Annotated in this window: 11 protein-coding genes; 6 read left to right on the top strand and 5 right to left on the bottom strand. The window is 73.4% G+C overall.

Annotated elements, in window-relative coordinates; translation table 11 throughout:
- The first annotated feature begins 218 nt into the window (after nt 1-218).
- The 3 genes from chvE to mmsB all read left to right on the top strand — a co-directional run bounded on the left by chvE (nt 219) and on the right by mmsB (nt 4,172).
- Nucleotides 219-1,349, top strand: a complete 1,131-nt coding sequence (gene chvE / locus ASF82_RS14720; protein ID WP_056058593.1) for a multiple monosaccharide ABC transporter substrate-binding protein — start codon at nt 219-221, stop codon at nt 1,347-1,349.
- 70 nt (nt 1,350-1,419) lie between these two features.
- Entirely contained in the window at nt 1,420-2,967 is a 1,548-nt protein-coding gene (mmsA, locus tag ASF82_RS14715) for a multiple monosaccharide ABC transporter ATP-binding protein (RefSeq protein ID WP_056058591.1), read from the top strand.
- A gap of 83 nt (nt 2,968-3,050) precedes the next feature.
- Complete coding sequence (gene mmsB / locus ASF82_RS14710) at nt 3,051-4,172, top strand: multiple monosaccharide ABC transporter permease (RefSeq protein WP_208381079.1); 1,122 nt, start codon at nt 3,051-3,053, stop codon at nt 4,170-4,172.
- Between the two features lie 181 nt (nt 4,173-4,353).
- On the opposite strand, the gene ASF82_RS14705 is transcribed toward mmsB, so the two are convergent.
- The gene (locus tag ASF82_RS14705; protein WP_056058584.1) at nt 4,354-4,926 is read right to left on the bottom strand and encodes a YdeI family protein; all 573 of its coding nucleotides are present in this window, start codon (nt 4,924-4,926) and stop codon (nt 4,354-4,356) included.
- A gap of 587 nt (nt 4,927-5,513) precedes the next feature.
- On the opposite strand from ASF82_RS14705, the gene ASF82_RS14700 reads away from it, so the two are divergent.
- Nucleotides 5,514-11,345: a GH92 family glycosyl hydrolase gene (locus tag ASF82_RS14700; RefSeq protein WP_200932006.1), complete on the top strand. Its 5,832-nt coding sequence runs from the start codon at nt 5,514-5,516 to the stop codon at nt 11,343-11,345.
- A 240-nt stretch (nt 11,346-11,585) separates the two neighbouring features.
- Here the strand turns inward: ASF82_RS14700 and ASF82_RS14695 are convergent, their stop codons facing one another.
- A complete protein-coding gene (locus ASF82_RS14695) occupies nt 11,586-12,635 on the bottom strand; it encodes a LacI family DNA-binding transcriptional regulator (protein WP_082514682.1) in 1,050 nt (349 codons plus the stop codon).
- Nucleotides 12,636-12,741: 106 nt separating this feature from the next.
- Nucleotides 12,742-13,740: a hypothetical protein gene (locus ASF82_RS14690; RefSeq protein WP_156370193.1), complete on the bottom strand. Its 999-nt coding sequence runs from the start codon at nt 13,738-13,740 to the stop codon at nt 12,742-12,744.
- A gap of 162 nt (nt 13,741-13,902) precedes the next feature.
- Between ASF82_RS14690 and ASF82_RS14685 the strand changes: the two genes are divergently transcribed.
- Entirely contained in the window at nt 13,903-15,210 is a 1,308-nt protein-coding gene (locus ASF82_RS14685) for an ATP-dependent RecD-like DNA helicase (protein ID WP_056058578.1), read from the top strand.
- Between the two features lie 211 nt (nt 15,211-15,421).
- On the opposite strand, the gene ASF82_RS14680 is transcribed toward ASF82_RS14685, so the two are convergent.
- Both ASF82_RS14680 and ASF82_RS14675 read right to left on the bottom strand, forming a co-directional pair.
- Nucleotides 15,422-16,075 (bottom strand): heme oxygenase (biliverdin-producing), encoded by a 654-nt coding sequence (locus tag ASF82_RS14680; RefSeq protein WP_056058575.1) that lies wholly within the window; start codon nt 16,073-16,075, stop codon nt 15,422-15,424.
- Nucleotides 16,076-16,224: 149 nt separating this feature from the next.
- Complete coding sequence (locus ASF82_RS14675; RefSeq protein WP_082514681.1) at nt 16,225-16,659, bottom strand: DUF4383 domain-containing protein; 435 nt, start codon at nt 16,657-16,659, stop codon at nt 16,225-16,227.
- Nucleotides 16,660-16,737: 78 nt separating this feature from the next.
- Here ASF82_RS14675 and ASF82_RS14670 point away from each other — a divergent pair, with 78 nt between their 5' ends.
- Nucleotides 16,738-17,646, top strand: coding sequence for a diacylglycerol kinase family protein (locus ASF82_RS14670; RefSeq protein WP_056059286.1), 909 nt, complete (start codon nt 16,738-16,740; stop codon nt 17,644-17,646).
- The last annotated feature ends 168 nt before the right edge of the window (nt 17,647-17,814 follow it).

Raw genomic sequence — 17,814 nt, 5'->3', positions numbered from 1 at the left:
CCGGTAACGGTCTCCGAGGCCCTTGCGCCGACGATCGGGGCCCGTATATGTTCCGAGAGCCAACAAATACCCCGACGCCACCCACGTCGGTTCGAGCCCTACAGCGAAGTACCCGCTCGATCTGGTCCGGCCACGACGCACCACCGCACGGCACGCCGTCATCGACGACGCGTCCGGGCGGCGCCGCCCGGGCAGATCCCATCGAAAGGATCCGCACCATGACCACAGCACGGAAGCTCTCCGTCGCGGCCCTCACCGTCGGCCTCGTCGCCGGCCTCGCGGCCTGCGCGCCCGCCGGCTCCTCCGGCTCCTCCGGCGGCGGCGACGACGCCTCGGGCACCGACTGCAACGTCGGCATCAGCATGCCCACCCGCAGCCTCGAGCGCTGGATCAACGACGGCGAGGGCCTCAAGGAGAAGCTCGAGGGCGACGGCTGCACCGTCGACCTGCAGTACGCCGACAACAAGACCGACCAGCAGATCAGCCAGATCCAGAACCAGGTCGCCGGGGGCGCGAAGATCCTCGTCGTCGCCGCCATCGACGGGCAGACCCTCGGCCCGGCGCTCGAGGACGCGAAGTCGCAGGACGCCACCGTCATCGCCTACGACCGCCTGATCAACGGCACCGAGGCCGTCGACTACTACGCCACCTTCGACAACTACAAGGTCGGCCAGCTGCAGGGCCAGTACATCGAGGAGCAGCTCGGCCTCGCCGACGGCGAGAAGGGCCCCTTCACGATGGAGCCGTTCGCCGGCAGCCCCGACGACAACAACGCCGGCTTCTTCTTCGCCGGCGCGTGGGACGTCCTGCAGCCCTACGTCGAGAGCGGCGCGCTCGTCGTGCCGAGCGGCAAGGCCCCCGCCGATGACGACGGCTGGAAGGCCATCGGCATCCTCGGCTGGGGCTCGGACGACGCCCAGGCCGAGATGGACAACCGGCTGCAGTCGTTCTACACGGGCGGCGAGAAGGTCGACGTGGTCCTGTCGCCGAACGACAGCCTCGCGCTCGGCATCGAGGCCTCCCTCGACGCCGCCGGCTACCAGCCGGGCTCGGACTGGCCGATCATCACCGGCCAGGACGCCGACGTCGCCAACGTCAAGGCGATCCTCGCCGACCAGCAGTCGATGACCGTCTGGAAGGACACCCGCGAGCTCGGCACCCAGGTGCAGGCGATGGTGGCGGCCATCGTCGCGGGCGACGAGGTCGAGACGAACGACACCGACACGTACGACAACGGCGAGAAGGTCGTCCCCGCGTACCTGCTCGACCCGGTGGTCGTCACCAAGGACGACGTGCAGGGCACGCTCGTCGACTCGGGCTTCGTCGACGCCTCCGACGTCGGTCTCTGACCCCACCCCCGGCAGCCGGCGGCGGCCCCTCGGGGCCGCCGCCGGCTCCCTCGACCCGAAGCGAGAAGACATGAACGACGTCATCCTGCAGATGACCGACATCGTCAAGGAGTTCGGCGCCGTCCGGGCCCTCGACGGCGTCTCGGTGAGCGTGCAGCGCGGCGAGGTGCACGCGGTCTGCGGCGAGAACGGGGCCGGCAAGTCGACCCTGATGAAGGTGCTCTCGGGCGTCTACCCGCACGGCAGCTTCGACGGCACGATCGAGATCGACGGCAGTCCCGTCCGCTACTCGTCCATCAACGACTCCGAGCGCGACGGCGTGGTGATCATCCACCAGGAGCTCGCGCTCAGCCCGTTCCTCTCCATCGCCGAGAACATCTTCCTCGGCAACGAGGTGCAGCGCGCCGGGGTCATCGACTGGAACCGCACCAACCTCGAGGCCTCGAAGCTGCTCGCGCGGGTCGGCCTCGCCGAGAGCCCGGTCACCAAGGTGCTCGAGCTCGGAGTCGGCAAGCAGCAGCTCGTCGAGATCGCGAAGGCGCTCTCGAAGGAGGTGAAGCTCCTCATCCTCGACGAGCCGACCGCGGCCCTCAACGACGACGACTCGGCCCACCTGCTCGGCCTGATCGACCAGCTGCGCGAGCAGGGCATCACGTCGATCATCATCAGCCACAAGCTCGGCGAGATCCGGGCGATCGCCGACACCGTCACGGTCATCCGCGACGGCAAGACCATCGAGTCGTTCCCCGTCGTCGACACCCCCGAGATCGAGACCCGCATCATCCGAGCGATGGTCGGGCGCCCGCTCGACAGCCAGTTCCCGCCGCGGGTGCCCGACATCGGCGCCGAGAAGCTGCGCGTCGAGGACTGGACCGTGCACCACCCGGTCGACTCCGAGCGGCTCGTCGTCGACCACGCGTCGTTCCACGTGCGGGCGGGCGAGGTCGTCGGCTTCGCCGGCCTGATGGGCGCCGGGCGCACCGAGCTGGCGATGAGCCTCTTCGGCCGGTCGTACGGCACCGACATCTCGGGCCGCGTCTACAAGGACGGCAAGGAGATCCAGACCCGCACCGTCGGCGAGGCGATCAAGAACGGCATCGCCTACGTCACGGAGGACCGCAAGCGCTACGGCCTGAACCTCATCGGCAGCATCACGGTGAACGTCTCGGCCGCCGCCCTCGGCAAGCTCGCCAAGCTCGGCGTCATCGACCGCAACCGCGAGTACGCCGTGGCCGACGACTACCGGAAGCAGATGAACATCAAGACCCCCACGGTCTCGGCGATCGTCGGCAACCTGTCGGGCGGCAACCAGCAGAAGGTCGTCCTGAGCAAGTGGATCTACTCGGGCCCCGACGTGCTCATCCTCGACGAGCCCACCCGGGGCATCGACGTCGGGGCCAAGTACGAGATCTACGGGATCATCGCCGAGATGGCGGCCCAGGGGAAGGCCGTCATCGTCATCTCGAGCGAGCTGCCCGAGCTGATCGGCCTCTCCGACCGGATCTACACCATCGCCGAGGGCCGCCTCACGGCCGAGCTCTCGCGCGCCGACGCCAGCCAGGAAGAGCTGATGCGCCACATGACCGCGACCAGGACCCTAGGAGCAGAAGCCTCGTGACCACCACCGCACCTCCTCGCCCCTCCGCTCCGCCGCCGGCACCCGCGCCGGTGCCGGGCGCCAAGCGCCGCCTCCGGATCGACATGCGCCAGTACGGCATCCTCGCCGCGCTGCTGGTGATCGTGCTGCTCTTCCAGGTGCTGACCGAGGGCCGGCTGCTCTACCCCGGCAACGTCAGCAACCTCATCCAGCAGAACGCCTACGTGCTGATCCTCGCGATCGGCATGGTGATCGTCATCATCGCCGGGCACATCGACCTCTCGGTCGGCTCGGTCGTCGCGACCGTCGGCGCCGTCGCCGCGCTCGCCATGAACGACTGGGGCCTGCCCTGGGGCGCCGCCGTCGCGCTCTCGCTGCTCGTCGGCGCGCTGATCGGCGCGTGGCAGGGCTTCTGGGTCGCGTTCGTCGGGATCCCGGCGTTCATCGTCACGCTCGCCGGCATGCTCGTCTTCCGCGGCGTCGCCCTCGTGCTGCTCACCGGCGGCACGATCAGCGGCCTGCCCCGCGCGTTCAACTCGATCGGCTCGGGCACCCTGCCGACCACGGGCCAGCCCGACCTGTTCACGCTCGGCATCGGGCTGCTCGCCTCGGCGGGCCTGATCGCCCAGCAGCTGCGGGCCCGCGCGAACCTCCGCCGCCTCGAGCTGCCCCGCGAGCGCGCGGTGTCGTTCGTGCTGAAGATCGCCATCGCCGTCGCCGCGATCATGTACCTCTGCTACCTGCTGGCGTACAACCGCGGGACGCCGATCATCCTCATCATCCTGGCGACGCTGGTGCTGCTGTACTCGTTCCTGCTGACGCGGACCGTGTTCGGCCGCCACGTCTACGCCATGGGCGGCAACCTGTTCGCCGCGATGATGTCGGGCGTCAAGACGAAGTGGGTCACCTTCGGCATCTTCGTCAACATGGGCCTGCTCGCCGGGCTCGCCGGCGTCGTCAGCACCGCCCGTGCCGGCAGCGCCGTCGCCTCGGCCGGCCAGAGCTTCGAGCTCGACGCGATCGCCGCGGTGTTCATCGGCGGCGCGGCCGTGCAGGGCGGCATCGGCACCGTCGTCGGGGCCGTCATCGGCGGGCTCGTGATGGGCGTGCTGAACCAGGGGCTGTCGATCCTCTCGGTCGACGCCGCCTGGCAGCAGGTCATCAAGGGGCTCGTGCTGCTGCTGGCCGTCGCGTTCGACGTGTACAGCAAACGGCGCCGCCGGTAGGAGGCGCGGGTCGGCCCCCCGGGGCCGGCCCGGCCGCCTGCGCCGAGCTCCCGACACCCCGTCCTCGCACTCGAACCCCGCCGCGGCGGGGTTGCCGTGCGAGGACGGGGTTCGTCGTCTGCGCGGGCGCGCGAGGCGAGGCGCGGGGCGGGCGCGCGAGGCGAGGCGCGGGGCGGGCGCGTCAGCGGTAGTGCTGCTCGCCGCGGGCGGCGGCGGCGACCACGTCGGCGACGCGCGCGGCGCGGGTCTCGGGGCGCTTGAGGGCCGCGAGGCGGAAGTAGGTCCGGAAGCGCACGGTCTTCGTGAGCGTCGCCCAGTGCGCGGCGGCCGCGGGGTCGGCGTCGAGGGCGGCCTGGAGGTCGGGCGGGGCGACCGCGTCCTTCTGACGGTAGGCCGCCTCCCACCGGCCGTCGGCCTTCGCACGGTCGACCTCGGCCTGGCCCGCGGGGAGCATCCGCCCCTCCGCGACGAGGCGCGCGACGTGGTCGCGGTTGACCTGCGACCACGGGCTCGCACGGCGCCGCGGCTGGAAGGCCGTCAGCAGGAAGTCGTCGTCGACGCGCTGGGACTGGCCGTCGATCCAGCCGTGGCAGAGCGCGACGTCGAGGGCCTCCGACCAGGTCATGCCGACCCGGGCGGAGGACTTCTTGCGCAGCAGGAGCCGGACGCCGTCGGGGTGGGCGACCGTCTCGAGGTAGTGCACCCACTGCGGCTCGGTGAGGTGCAGGGCGGGCTTGTCGGCGACGCTGACCATGGGGCGACGGTAGCGGGTGCAACCGACGCCGGGCGAGGTGCGGCGCGGGAGTGCAGCGCGGGAGGCACCACGTCCTCGCCGGCGAACCACGCCGCGGCCTGGTTCAGCTGCGAAGACGTGGTGCGTCAGGCGGCGACACGAGCAGCGCGAGCCTGCTGCCACGACGAGACGACTCCATCTGGGGCCCCGACGCACGTGAGGTCCCAGGACGAGGCACCTCGATGGCCCCGTGCCGTGCGCGACGGGGGCTGGGCGCCGCCGCGGCGAGCGCACCCGCGGCCGAGGCGCGTGCTGCGGTTCGAGCGGCGCCGGGCGGCAACGGCACGCGCCGCCGGCCTTGACCACCACCCCCGGGCGGGGGTAGAAAGAACACGTGCATGACAACGCTGTCATCGATGACAGGCGTCGTCGTCGTGCTCGGCCGTACCAGCGGCCGGCGGCAGGCCCCCGGGCCGCCGCACCCCCGATCACGGGTCGACAGCAGGAGAGTGACGATGGCGTCAGGTCGTGTCCGCACGGACGAGCAGCAGCGCAGGGGCGCGAGCTGGAGGCGGAGTTCCGCGAAGCAGCAGGCACGACGGGCGGGGGTGATCACCACCGCGATCGCCCTGGCCGTCACGGGCGCCCTCACCGGCGCCGGCCCCGCGGCCGCCGCACCGGGCGGCTCCGGCGGCTCCGGCAGCTCCGGTGACGCCCGCGGCGGAGACGCCCGCGCCGCCGCGGTCGCGGGCAGCGACTGGCGCACGAGCTTCGAGGCCGCCGACGCGCAGCCGCTCGCCAGCACGCCCCTCACCGACGTCGACCCCGGGTCGGCCTCGGTCGCCCCGAGCGAGAACGTCTCCGGCTCGACCGGCCTCCCCGCCGGCAGCCTGCTCGGCCACGTGACCGAGGTCACCGCCACCGCCGAGAACGCCCCCGGCGAGGTCGCGATCAACCTCACCGACGGCAACGCGGCGAGCAAGTGGCTCGCCTTCGAGCGCACCGCGTCGATCACCTACCTGCTCGACTCGCCGCAGACCGCGGCCGAGTTCTCGCTCACCAGCGGCGGCGACGCCCCCACCCGCGACCCCCGCGACGTGACCCTGCAGGGCTCGGCCGACGGCGGAGCCACCTGGACCCCGATCACCGCCCTCACCGGCATCTCCTTCGCGAGCCGCGGAGCCACGAACGAGTACGCCGTCACCACGCCCGGGGCCTACGACGCGTACCGCCTCGACATCACGGCCAACGCCGGTGCGGGGCTGACCCAGCTCGCGGACTGGAGCCTGGGCGACGGGACCGACACCGCGCCTCCGGCCGGCCCGATGGTGACCGTCGTCGGCACCGGCCCGGTCAGCGGCCCGAACATGAAGCCGGGCGCCGGCTTCAGCGGCACCCGCTCTCTGCGATACGCCGGCGAGCACGCGACCGACGGCCCCGCCCGTGCCACGAACGTGCTCTACGACGACCTCGACCTGCTCATCGGCGACGACACCGTCTTCTCGTACAAGGTCTTCCCCGAGCTCGGCGGCGACCTGCAGTACCCGGCCACCTACGCCGCCGTCGACCTGCAGCTCAGCGACGGCTCGCTCGTCAGCGCGGCCGACGGCGTCGTCGACGGCCAGGGCGGCGGCACCTCCGCCGCCGACCAGGGCGCCGCGAAGATCCTCTACGCCGACCAGTGGAACTCGGTGCAGGTGCCCCTGGGCGACCTGGCCGGCCAGACCGTCGAGCGCGTGCTGTTCACCTACGACAACGACGGCGGCACGGCCGACACGCGCTTCCAGGGCTGGGTCGACGACCTCGACCTCGACCCGGCGCCCGCCCGCGTCGACGGCAGCAGCCTCGTCGCGCACGTCGACACGCGTCGCGGCACCAACGCGACCGGCGGCTTCTCGCGCGGCAACAACGTCCCGGCGGCCACCGTGCCGAACGGCTTCAACTTCTGGACGCCGATGACGAACGCGTCGAGCCAGTCGTGGCTGTACGACTACGCCCGCGGCAACGACGCGCAGAACCTCCCCCGCCTGCAGGGCCTCGGCGTCTCGCACGAGCCGAGCCCGTGGATGGGCGACCGGAACCAGCTCGCCATCCTCCCGTCGACCACCGTCGCGGGTGCGGGAGGCGCGGGGGCGCCCGACGCCTCGCTCGCCACCCGGGCCCTCCAGTTCGACCACGGGGCCGAGGTCGCGCGACCGGACCTCTACAGCGTCGCCACCACGAGCGGCCTCGAGGCCGCCGTCACGCCGACCGACCACGGCGCCGTGCTGCGCTTCGCCTTCCCCGAGACCGCGGGCACCGACCCCGGCAGCACCACCCGGGCCGGCAGCGTCATCGTCGACCGCGTCGCCGGCAGCTCGGGCCTCACGGTGTCGGCCGACGGCCGCGTCAGCGGCTGGGTCGAGAACGGCTCCGGCCTCTCGGCCGGCGCCAGCCGCATGTTCGTCTCCGGCACGTTCGACCGCACGCCGACCTCGGTCGGCACCGCGGCGGGCGACCGCGACGGTGCCCGCTACGCCTCGTTCGACGCCACGGCGCCGAGCGGCGACAGCCCCGCCGGCGTCGTCGAGCTGCGCCTCGCCACGTCGTTCATCTCGGCCGCGCAGGCCACGCGCAACCTCGACCTCGAGGTCACCGGCCGCAGCTTCGACGAGGTGCGCGGCGCCGCCGAGCAGCTCTGGAACGACCGCCTCGGCGTCATCACCGTCGAGGGGGCGCGCGACGACCAGCTCGCCACGCTCTACGGCAGCCTCTACCGCCTCAACATGTACCCGAACTCGCAGTTCGAGAACACCGGCACGGCCTCGGTGCCCGACTACCGGTACGCCAGCCCCGTCGCGCCGAAGGAGGGCGCGGCGACGGACACGACGACGAACGCGCAGGTGAAGGCCGGCAAGATCTACGTCAACAACGGCTTCTGGGACACCTACCGCACCGTCTGGCCCGCCTACTCGATGCTCTACCCGGAGGTCGCGAGCGAGCTCATGGACGGCTTCGTGCAGCAGTACCGCGACTCCGGCTGGATCGCGCGCTGGTCGAGCCCCGGCTACGCCGACCTCATGACCGGCACCAGCTCGGACGTCGCGTTCGCCGACTCCTACCTGAAGGGCGCCGTCAGCGGCGACCTCGCGCTCGAGGCCTACGACGCCGCGCTCAAGAACGCGTCGGTGCAGCCCACCGAGAGCGGCGTCGGCCGGAAGGGCCTCGACCAGTCGCTCTTCCTCGGCTACACGCCGGCGAGCACCGGCGAGAGCGTCTCGTGGGGCCTCGAGGGCAACATCAACGACTTCGGGCTCGGCCACATGGCGGCGGCGCTCGCCGACGACCCGGCCACCCCGGAGGCGCGGCGAGCGCAGCTGAGGGAGGAGTCGGCCTGGCTGCTCGACCGGTCGCGCGACTACGTGGACCTGTTCGACCCCGCGGTCGGCTTCTTCCAGGCCCGGAACGCCGACGGCACCTTCGCCGAGTCGCCCGACACCTTCGACCCCGAGTCGTGGGGCGGCGCGTACACGGAGACGAACGGCTGGAACTTCGCCTTCCACGCCCCGTTCGACGTGGCCGGCCTGGCCGCGCTCTACGGCGGCTCGGACGGGCTCGACGCCAAGCTGGCCGAGTTCTACTCCACGCCGGAGGACGCCGACAAGCCCGGCGGGTACGGCGGCGTCATCCACGAGATGCTGGAGGCGCGCGACGTCCGGATCGGGCAGCTCGGCATGAGCAACCAGGTCTCGCACCACATCCCCTACGTCTCGGCGGCGAACGGCGACCCCGCGACCACGCAGCGCGTCGTCCGCGAGATCACGCAGCGGCTCTTCGTCGGCAGCGACATCGGCCAGGGCTACCCCGGCGACGAGGACAACGGCGAGATGTCGTCGTGGTACCTGTTCTCGGCGCTCGGCTTCTACCCGCTCGCCATGGGCACCGACTCGTACACGATCGGCTCGCCGCTGTTCGACGAGGCGACCATCCACCTCGGGTCGGGCCGCGAGTTCACGGTGCGCGCCGAGGGCAACTCGAACGAGGCCGTGTACGTGCAGTCGGCCCGGCTGAACGGAGCGGCGATCGACACCGTCTCGCTCAGCCAGGACGACGTCGCGGCCGGCGGCGTGCTCGACCTGACGATGGGCACCCGGCCGAGCACGTGGGCGGCGCACGCCCCCGAGCCCGTCGAGGTGCCGGTGCCCCTCGTCGACGCGACGACGGCCGGCCAGGGCGTGCTGAGCTCGAGCGACGGGACGGTCGTCGACCGCCTCGCCGACGACTCGGCCCGCACCGCGGTCGCCTTCGACGCGCCCGACGCGGCGGTCACCTGGCGCTCGGCGTCGGGGCCGGTCACGGTCTCGCGCTACACGCTGACGAACGGCCCCGCCGGCTCGGCGGCGCCCACCGGCTGGGCCCTCGAGGGCTCGACCGACGGCACCACCTGGCTGCCGCTCGACGAGCGCGCCGCGCAGACCTTCCCGTCGGCGCTGCAGACCAGGCCGTTCACGGTCACCGACCCGCGGCCGTTCACCTGGTACCGGCTGACGGCCACCGGCACGACCGACGGGCGCGCGATGACGCTCTCCGAGCTCGAGCTGATGGCCGACACCACGGCACCCGCCGGGGAGTTCACGCTGACCGGCAAGCCGGGCCTGACGAGCGAGGCGGGGGCCGAGTTCTCGGGCTCCGTCGCGACCGTGACCCGCGCCTCCGGCGGGGCAGGAGGCGGCGGTGACGCCCCCGAGGAGCTCACCGCGACGGTCGACTGGCTCGACGGCGAGGGCCCGCAGGGCGCGGCCCTCACGCCCACCGCCCTCGGCGGCTGGGACGTCACGGCCCCGGCGCACGTGTTCGACGCGCCGGGCACCTACACGGCGATCGTCACGGCGACCGACGGCACCGAGTCGGCGTCGACCACCGCCGACGTCGTGGTGACCCGCACCGCCCCCTCGCTGGTCGGCGCCTTCGACAGCGTCTGCCTCGGCGAGCCGGGCCAGGCCGCGAACTGCGACTACCTGCAGAACGGGCTGAAGCGGCAGTCGCTCGCGGAGAAGGGCTTCGTGCAGGGCACCACGGTGGCCGTGCCCGGCACCGCGCTGACGTTCGACCTGCCGGCGATCCCGGCGGGCGAGCCCGACAACGCGACCGGCGCCGGCCAGGTGCTGCCGCTCGAGCTCGGCGACGACGTCACCCAGCTGTCGGTGATCGGCACGGCGAACGAGCGGGCCCAGCAGACGGTCGGCACGCTGACCTTCGACGACGGCTCGACCCAGCCCTTCCCGATCGAGTTCGGCGACTGGACGGCCGGGGTCACCACCCCGGCGTTCGGCAACGTCGTCGTCGCGACCTCGGACGGTCGCACGAACGGGGCGAACGGCTCGGACGGAGCGGTGGCGGGCGTCTACGCCACGGCCCCGGTCACGCTGCCGACCGGCAAGACGGCGGTCTCGCTGACCCTGCCGGTGCAGACGGGCGACCCGCGGGCCGCCGGGCGGATCCACGTGTTCGCGCTGGCGACCGACGGCACGCGCCTGGCGCCCCCGACCGACCTCGTGGTGACCGGGACGGCCGCGGGCCTCACGGGCACGGCGGGCGTCGAGGTCGCGGGCGAGCTCGCGACGGTGACGGGCGGCGTCGGCGACGCGGCCGACGGCGCCGTCACGGCGACCGTGAACTGGGGCGACGGCACGGCCGTCACCGCGGGCACGGTCGCGGGCGGGGCCGTCTCGGGAGCGCACACCTGGGCGCTGCCGGGCACGTACACGGTGACGGTCACGGTCGACGACGGGCGGTCGAGCGCCTCGGCGACGACCACCGTCACGGTCGCGGCGGCGCCGGTCGAGCCGGAGGAGCCGGGCGAGCCGGGGAACCCCGGCAACCCCGGCAACCCCGGCAACCCCGGCAACCCGGGGAACCCCGGGAACCCCGGCAACCCCGGGAACCCGGGGAACCCCGGCAACCCCGGCAACCCCGGCGGCCCCGGCGCGTGGACGCCGTCGCTGCGGGTGCTCGCCGACTCCGCCACGCGCGGCACGGCGGTTCCGGTCGAGGGCGCGGGCTTCGCGCCCGGCGAGACCGTCTCGCTGACGCTGTTCAGCGACCCGATCGCGCTCGGCACCCTCACCGCGGGCGCCGACGGCCTGGTCAGCGGCTCGTTCACCGTGCCGGCCGGCGCCGTCACCGGTGCCCACGAGGTGGAGGCCCTGGGAGGCACGTCGCAGGCAGCCGTCCGCGTCGCCTTCTCGGTGGTCGACACGGCACCGTCCGCGACCGGCGTGGCCCCGCTGCGTCCGGGCTCGTACGACGGGTCGCTCGCCTACACGGGCGGCCGGCCGGAGTCGCCCGTCGACGGCGGGCTCGTCGCCGGCGTCCTGCTCGCGGCCGGGGCGCTCGCCCTGGCGATCGAGGCGGCGCGACGTCGGCGCCGCCACCTGCTGGCCGTCGGCGACGACGCCTAGCGGCCGGGGGCGGCGGGCGAGTCCCGCCGCCCCGCTCACCCTGACCGCAGAGACCCCCGTGCCCGCACGGGGGTCTCTGTCGTCCCGCGGAGTCGCGCCGCGGCGCCCCCGGAGAAGAACCACGTCCTCGCCGCCGAACCAGGCCGCGGCGTGGTTCGGCCGCGAGGACGTGGTTCGTCAGTGCGGGCAGCGGCGTGCGGCGTGCGGCGGCGGGCGGCGGGCAGCGGGCAGCGCGGCGCGTCAGCGCCAGCTGACGCCGGGCGCGACCTCGCCCGAGCCGCGCGGCACGAGCCGGGTCGGCACCACGACGCACCGCGGGGGCTCCCCGGCCGCGAGGGCGAGCCGCGCCGCCTGGCGCCCCATCTCGACGGTGTCGTGCGCGACGACCGTCACGCCGAGCACGTCGGCGAGGTCGAAGTCGTCGAAGCCGACGAGCGCCGGCGGCACCGCGAGGCCGCGCAGCGCCGAGAGCGTGCCCGTCGTGACGCGGTTGTTGCTCGCGAAGAGGGCGGTGGGAGGCTCGGGCAGCGCGAGCAGGTCGCTCACGCCCGAGCGGGCCGAGGCCGCGTCGTGCCGGTCCTCGCGCACCCACCGGCGCCAGTCGTCGACGCCCGCCGCGGTCATCGCCTCGCCGAAGCCGGTGAGCCGTTCGTGGTGCGTCGAGAGCCGCGAGAAGTCGCCGACGAAGCCGATCCGTCGGTGCCCGTGGGCGAGCAGGTGCTCGACGGCCGTGCGGGCTCCGGCGACGCTGTCGAGCAGCACGGTGTCGGCCTCGAGCCCGACCGGCGGGCGGTCGACGAGCACGACGCGGACGCCGCGCTCCTGCACCGAGGCGAGCTCCGCGTGGGAGGCGCGGGTCGAGACCACGACGAGCGCCCGCACCTGTCGCGAAACGAGCTCGTCGACCAGCTCGCGCTCCCGCACCGGGTCCTCGTCGGTGCTGGCCACGACGAGCTGCATGCCGTGGCCCCGCAGCTCCTGCTCGATCCCGGACGCGATCGCCGCGTAGAACGGGTTGGCGAGGTCGCCGGTGACGAAGCCGACCACGCTGGAGCGGATGCCGCGGCGCAGCATGCTGGCCATGCTGTTCAGGCGGAAGCCGAGGGCGTCGGCGGCCTCGACCACGCGCCTCCTCGTCTCCTCCGCGACGTGCGGCTCGCCGTTCACGGCGCGCGACGCGGTCTTGAGGCTGACGCCGGCGCGGGCGGCGACGTCGACGAGCGTCACGGCTGCTCGGGGGGCCGCGGAGGCCCCCGTCAGCGCGCCAGCCTGCTCGTCGCCCGGGATCATCGGCACAGTATGGCAGCGCGGCCGATGCAGACCCGGGGCGTTCGCCGGGACCGGGGCGGGAGCCCTGCCGGGCGGCCGACCCGCGACTCCCCCCGGCCGCGGAGCGCTACTGGAAGGTGATCTGGTCGTCCGTGCCGATGGTCATCTGGTAGCTGACGGTGAACGGGACGTCCTCGTCGATCGTGTAGCGGCGGCCGTCGAAGAGCGACTGGGCCTCGACGACGAGGTGGGCGGTGCCGGGGGTCTCCTGCACGAGCCACTGGCTGGGCGTCGCCGACGGCACGACGGCGAGCTGCGGGTGCTCGACCATCGACCAGACGGGGTCGCTCGTGACGCGGTCGTCGACCTGGCGGCCGAACGGGCAGCCGGCGGGCAGCAGCACCGACTGCGTGACGCAGGTGTCGTCGAGCTGGTCGTCGAGCTGGCCCTGCAGCTCCTCCGCGAAGGAGGCGCGGGCCACGGTCGCCACGGTCGCCGACGAGGTCGAGCCCACGCCGAGCACGCTCGCCTCGACCGTCGGCGCCTCGAGCCAGGTGCTCTCGTGCGACAGCTCGAAGCGCGAGGGGGCGAGCACCGTGAAGCGCGTCGCGACGTCGCCGCCGGCGGTCGTGACGACGCGGCCGTCGACCGTGAAGCGGGGGTCGTGCTCGGGCGTCACGCTGAGGATGGCCGTGGGCGGCTGCGCGAAGCGCCAGGCCTGGAAGACGCCGAACCGCGTGCCCGCCCCGGTGAGCACGAACTGCGACTGCCCCTCGACGCCGTCGAGCGTGTAGCCGAGGGTGACCGTGCGCGTGCCGTCGCCGAGCGAGAGCTGCGAGACCTCGTGCACGTCGTCGAGGCCGCCGAGCGAGGGCACGTCGAGCAGGGAGTCCTCGAGCTCGTCGGTCTGCTCGACGCCCGCGAGGGTGAGGGCGCTCGAGGTGTCGCCGCGGTCGACGGCGTCGAGGTAGCCGCGCGCGAAGCCGGCGGCGCCGTAGAGGGTCGCGTTGAGCGCCGACACGGTCACGACGAACCCGATCACGACGAGGAGGGCGGCCCCGCCCCAGATCGCGACGAACGGCCAGCGGCGCAGGGCGGGTCTCCTCTCCCCCACAGCAGAAGACATCTCCACAGCATAGGTCGGAGCAGGTCACGGCGAGCCGTGCCCGAGAGGAGTCGCGGGTAGATTGGGTGCTCCGGCCGCGGTCGCCGGGGCCGGTCGCCCCGGCCTCGCCGCGCCTCCCCCTCGCCCCTGATCAGCCTCGTGCCCCGGAAGGTCGTCCCGCCCGTGCCAGTCGCCCTCTCCGCCGAGCAGCAGGCCGTCTTCGACGCGATCGAGAACTCGCGCGAGAACGTCTTCGTGACGGGCCGCGCGGGCACCGGCAAGTCGACGCTGCTCAACCACCTGTCGTGGAACACGTCGAAGCAGATCGTCATCTGCGCGCCCACCGGGGTCGCGGCGCTGAACGTCGGCGGGCAGACGATCCACTCGCTCTTCCGCCTCTCGATCGGCCTGATCGCCGACCACGACATCGAGCAGAAGAGCGAGCTGCGCAAGCTGCTCAACACGATCGACACGCTCGTCATCGACGAGGTCTCCATGGTCAACGCCGACCTGATGGACGCGATCGACCGCTCGCTGCGCCAGGCGCGCCAGCGCCGCGCCGAGCCCTTCGGCGGCGTGCAGGTCGTGCTGTTCGGCGACCCTTACCAGCTGCCCCCGGTGCCGGGCGACCTGGAGGAGAAGTCGTACTTCCGCGACAACTACCGGTCGATGTGGTTCTTCGACGCGCACGTCTGGCAGGAGGCCTCGCTGCGCATCTACGAGCTGGCGTTCATCCACCGGCAGACGGCGGGCGACTTCAAGGAGATGCTGAACGCGGTGCGGCACGGGCGCGTGACGGCCGAGATCGCCAGGGCGCTGAACGCGGCCGGGGCGCGGCCCGCTCCGACCGACGGCTCGGCGATCACGCTCGCGACGCGCAACGACACCGTGACCCGCATCAACAAGGTCGAGCTCGAGCGGCTGCCCGGGCGCGTGCTGACGGCGCGCGCCGAGGTGAGCGGCGAGTTCGGCGGCCGGGCCTACCCCGCCGACGACGCGCTCGAGCTGAAGCCGGGGGCCCGGGTGATGTTCCTGCGCAACGACCCCGACCAGCGCTGGGTGAACGGCACGACCGGCACGGTGACGAAGGTGCGAGACACGGTCTTCGTCGAGGTCGACGGCGAGGAGCACGAGGTGCAGCCGGCGGTGTGGGAGAAGTTCGCGTACTCGTGGTCGGCGACGACGAAGCAGCTGAAGAAGGACGTCGTGGCGGAGTTCACGCAGTTCCCGCTGCGGCTGGCGTGGGCCGTGACGATCCACAAGTCGCAGGGCAAGACGTACGACAGCGCGGTCGTCGACCTCGGGTCGCGGGTGTTCAGCGCGGGGCAGACCTACGTCGCGCTGAGCCGCATCACGACCCTCGAGGGCCTCTACCTGACGCGGCCGCTGCGGCCGGCCGACATCATCGTCGACCTCGACGTGCGGCGCTTCATGAGCCAGTCGACGCGCGTGCCCGCGATCCGCGCCGCCGAGGACGCCGCGACCGCGTAGCGCGTCGCGTCGCGCGGGCGCCCGCGCCTGCGCACGCCCGCGCGCACCCGCGCGGCACCCCGCTCCCGCGCGGCACCCCGCTCCCGCACGGCACCCCGCTCCCGCACGGCACCTCGCTCCCGCGCGGCACCCCGTTCTCGCACGGGAACCCCGCCGCGGCCGGGTTCCCGTGCGAGAACGGGGTTCGTGAGCGAGGAGGGGCGCCGGCGCGCTACGCGGCGGCGGCGGCCTTCGCGGCGGCGAGCTCGACGAAGAGCTCGGTGCTGAAGCGGTAGGCGACCACGACCTCGTCGATCACGCGCTCGCGCTCGTCGGCGGTCCAGTCGACCGCGTCGAGCTGCTGACGGTAGGTGCCCTTGAACTCCTTCGGGCGGGCGATCTCGGCGAAGAGGAAGAACCCGACGCCGTTCGTCTCGAAGCCGAACTGGCGCTGCATCAGCGTGCGGATGATCTGGCACCCCGACAGGTCGCCGAGGTAGCGCGTGTAGTGGTGCGCGATGAACCCGCCCACCCACGCGGAGGCGCTCTCGATGCGGGCCACGTACCGGGCCGTCACGGGCAGAGGCTCGATGCGGCGCCTCCACCCCTCGCCCAGGAGGAACTCGAGGTCGGCGCGGATCGCGGGCAGCCGCGTCAGCGCCGGCGACAGGAACGGCCGGGCGACGGAGTCGCCCGCCCACCGCTCGGCGACGCGCTCCAGGGCCTCGTAGACGAAGTGGTGCTGCGCGAGCATCTGCACGTAGTCGTCGCGGGTGCCGCGGCCGGTCATCAGGTCGGTCATGAACGAGCAGCCCGCGTCGACGCCGGAGGCGCTGGCCGAGGTGCGCTCACGGAGGGCCTGCGAGAAGGGGATGACGACGGACATCGCTCCCACCTCCGATCCGGTCGGCGACCCGGCACGAGGCCGGTTAGGTGAGCCTAACCATAGCCGGGGAGGCGCGGGTCGGCCAGGGCCGCGCCCTGGAGTCCGCCGTGAACGTGCGCCCTAGCGGCGGCCCCGCCGGGAGCTGCGGCTCAGCGGCGGCGACGACGCTCGGCGCCGACCGCGGTCAGCACGAGCAGCGCGCCGGCGACGAGGTGCGTGACGTCGTCGCCGAGGTTGAGCGCGAGGTAGTTCGCCTCGGTGTCGCGCACCAGGAACCCGGCGACGCCGAAGACGACGAAGAGCAGGCCCACCGCGAGGTTGATCGAGCGGGCGGCGGCACGGCCCGAGGCACCGGCGATGATGAGCGCGGCACCGGTCAGCACCCAGATGACGATCAGGGCGGGGTTCACGTTCCAGGGCCCGAGGGGCGCGCCCTCGGTGCTGACGAACGACCCCATGTCTTCTGCGAAGAACCCGACGGCGCCGAGCAGCAGCACGACGGTGCCGATCGTCAGGGCCAGCGCGCGGTTCGGCGATTCGCGGATCGTGGGCTCGTAGGCGGCGGGCGTCGTCGTGGTCGTCATCCCTCGATCATGCCAGGTGGGCCGGGGGCCGCGCACGGCGCGCTGGCCCGCGGGAGGTGCGGTGCCATGATCAGGGGCATGCCCCCGCTCCGCCTCGTGGTCGCCGTCAACCCCTCCGCCTCGACCGGCCGCCGCCGGGGGGTCGGCGACGGCGTCGTCGCCGCCCTCCGCGACGCGGGCCACACGGTGGCGCCCCTGCAGGAGGAGTCGCACGCGGCCCTCGTCGACGCCGTCCGCCGCGAGCTCGACCGGGGCGCCGACGCCCTGGTCGTCGTCGGCGGGGACGGCATGGTCGCCCTGGGCGTCGACCTCGTGGCCGGGACGCCGGTCGGGCTGGGGGTCGTGCCGACCGGCACCGGCAACGACATGGCCCGGGCCCTCGGGCTGCCCCACGACGACGTGGCGGCCGCCACGCGCCTCCTCGTCCACCGCCTCGAGCAGCCCGCGACCGTGATCGACGCCGGCCGGGTGACCCGCGGCGACGAGTCGACCTGGTTCGGCTGCATGCTCTCGGCCGGCTTCGACGCCGTCGTCAACGAGCGCGCGAACCGCCTGCGCTGGCCGAGGGGCCGTCGACGCTACGACCTGGCGCTCGCGCTCGAGCTGCTCGCGTTGCGCCACCTCGCTTACCGGCTGGAGATCGACGGCGTCGCGTCGGAGGTGCGGGGCACCCTGGTCAGCGTCGGCAACGGCCAGTCGTTCGGCGGCGGCATGCGGGTGCTGCCGCACGCGCGGCTCGACGACGGGCTGCTCGACGTGCTCGTCGTCGAGCGGCTCACCCGGCTTCAGTTCGTGCGGCTGTTCGCGCGGGTCGCCGCCGGGACGCACCTCGACGACCCGCGGGTGCACGTCCACCGGGCCCGACGGGTGGTGATCGAGTCGGACGACGTCGTCGCCTACGCCGACGGCGAGCGGATCGGCGCGCTGCCCGTCACGGTCGAGGTCGCGCCCGGGGCGCTCCGGGTCTACGGCGGGCCCGGCCTCTGAGGCGGTGCCGGGTGCGGTGCGGACTGCCGCACCTGACCGTCTCCTGAGAGCGACGAGCGGGACCAATCCGTGTCGGTCCCGGTGGCGAATCCCTTGCACCCCACCGGGAACCACAGAAAAGGACCTGATCATGAACGCCTTCACCCGCAAGCGCATCACCAAGGTCGG

Source organism: Frigoribacterium sp. Leaf164, from assembly GCF_001423665.1.
Classification (GTDB): domain Bacteria; phylum Actinomycetota; class Actinomycetes; order Actinomycetales; family Microbacteriaceae; genus Frigoribacterium; species Frigoribacterium endophyticum.
Note: the sequence above shows the minus strand (reverse complement) of the source record. Positions and strands in the feature narration are given on the sequence as shown.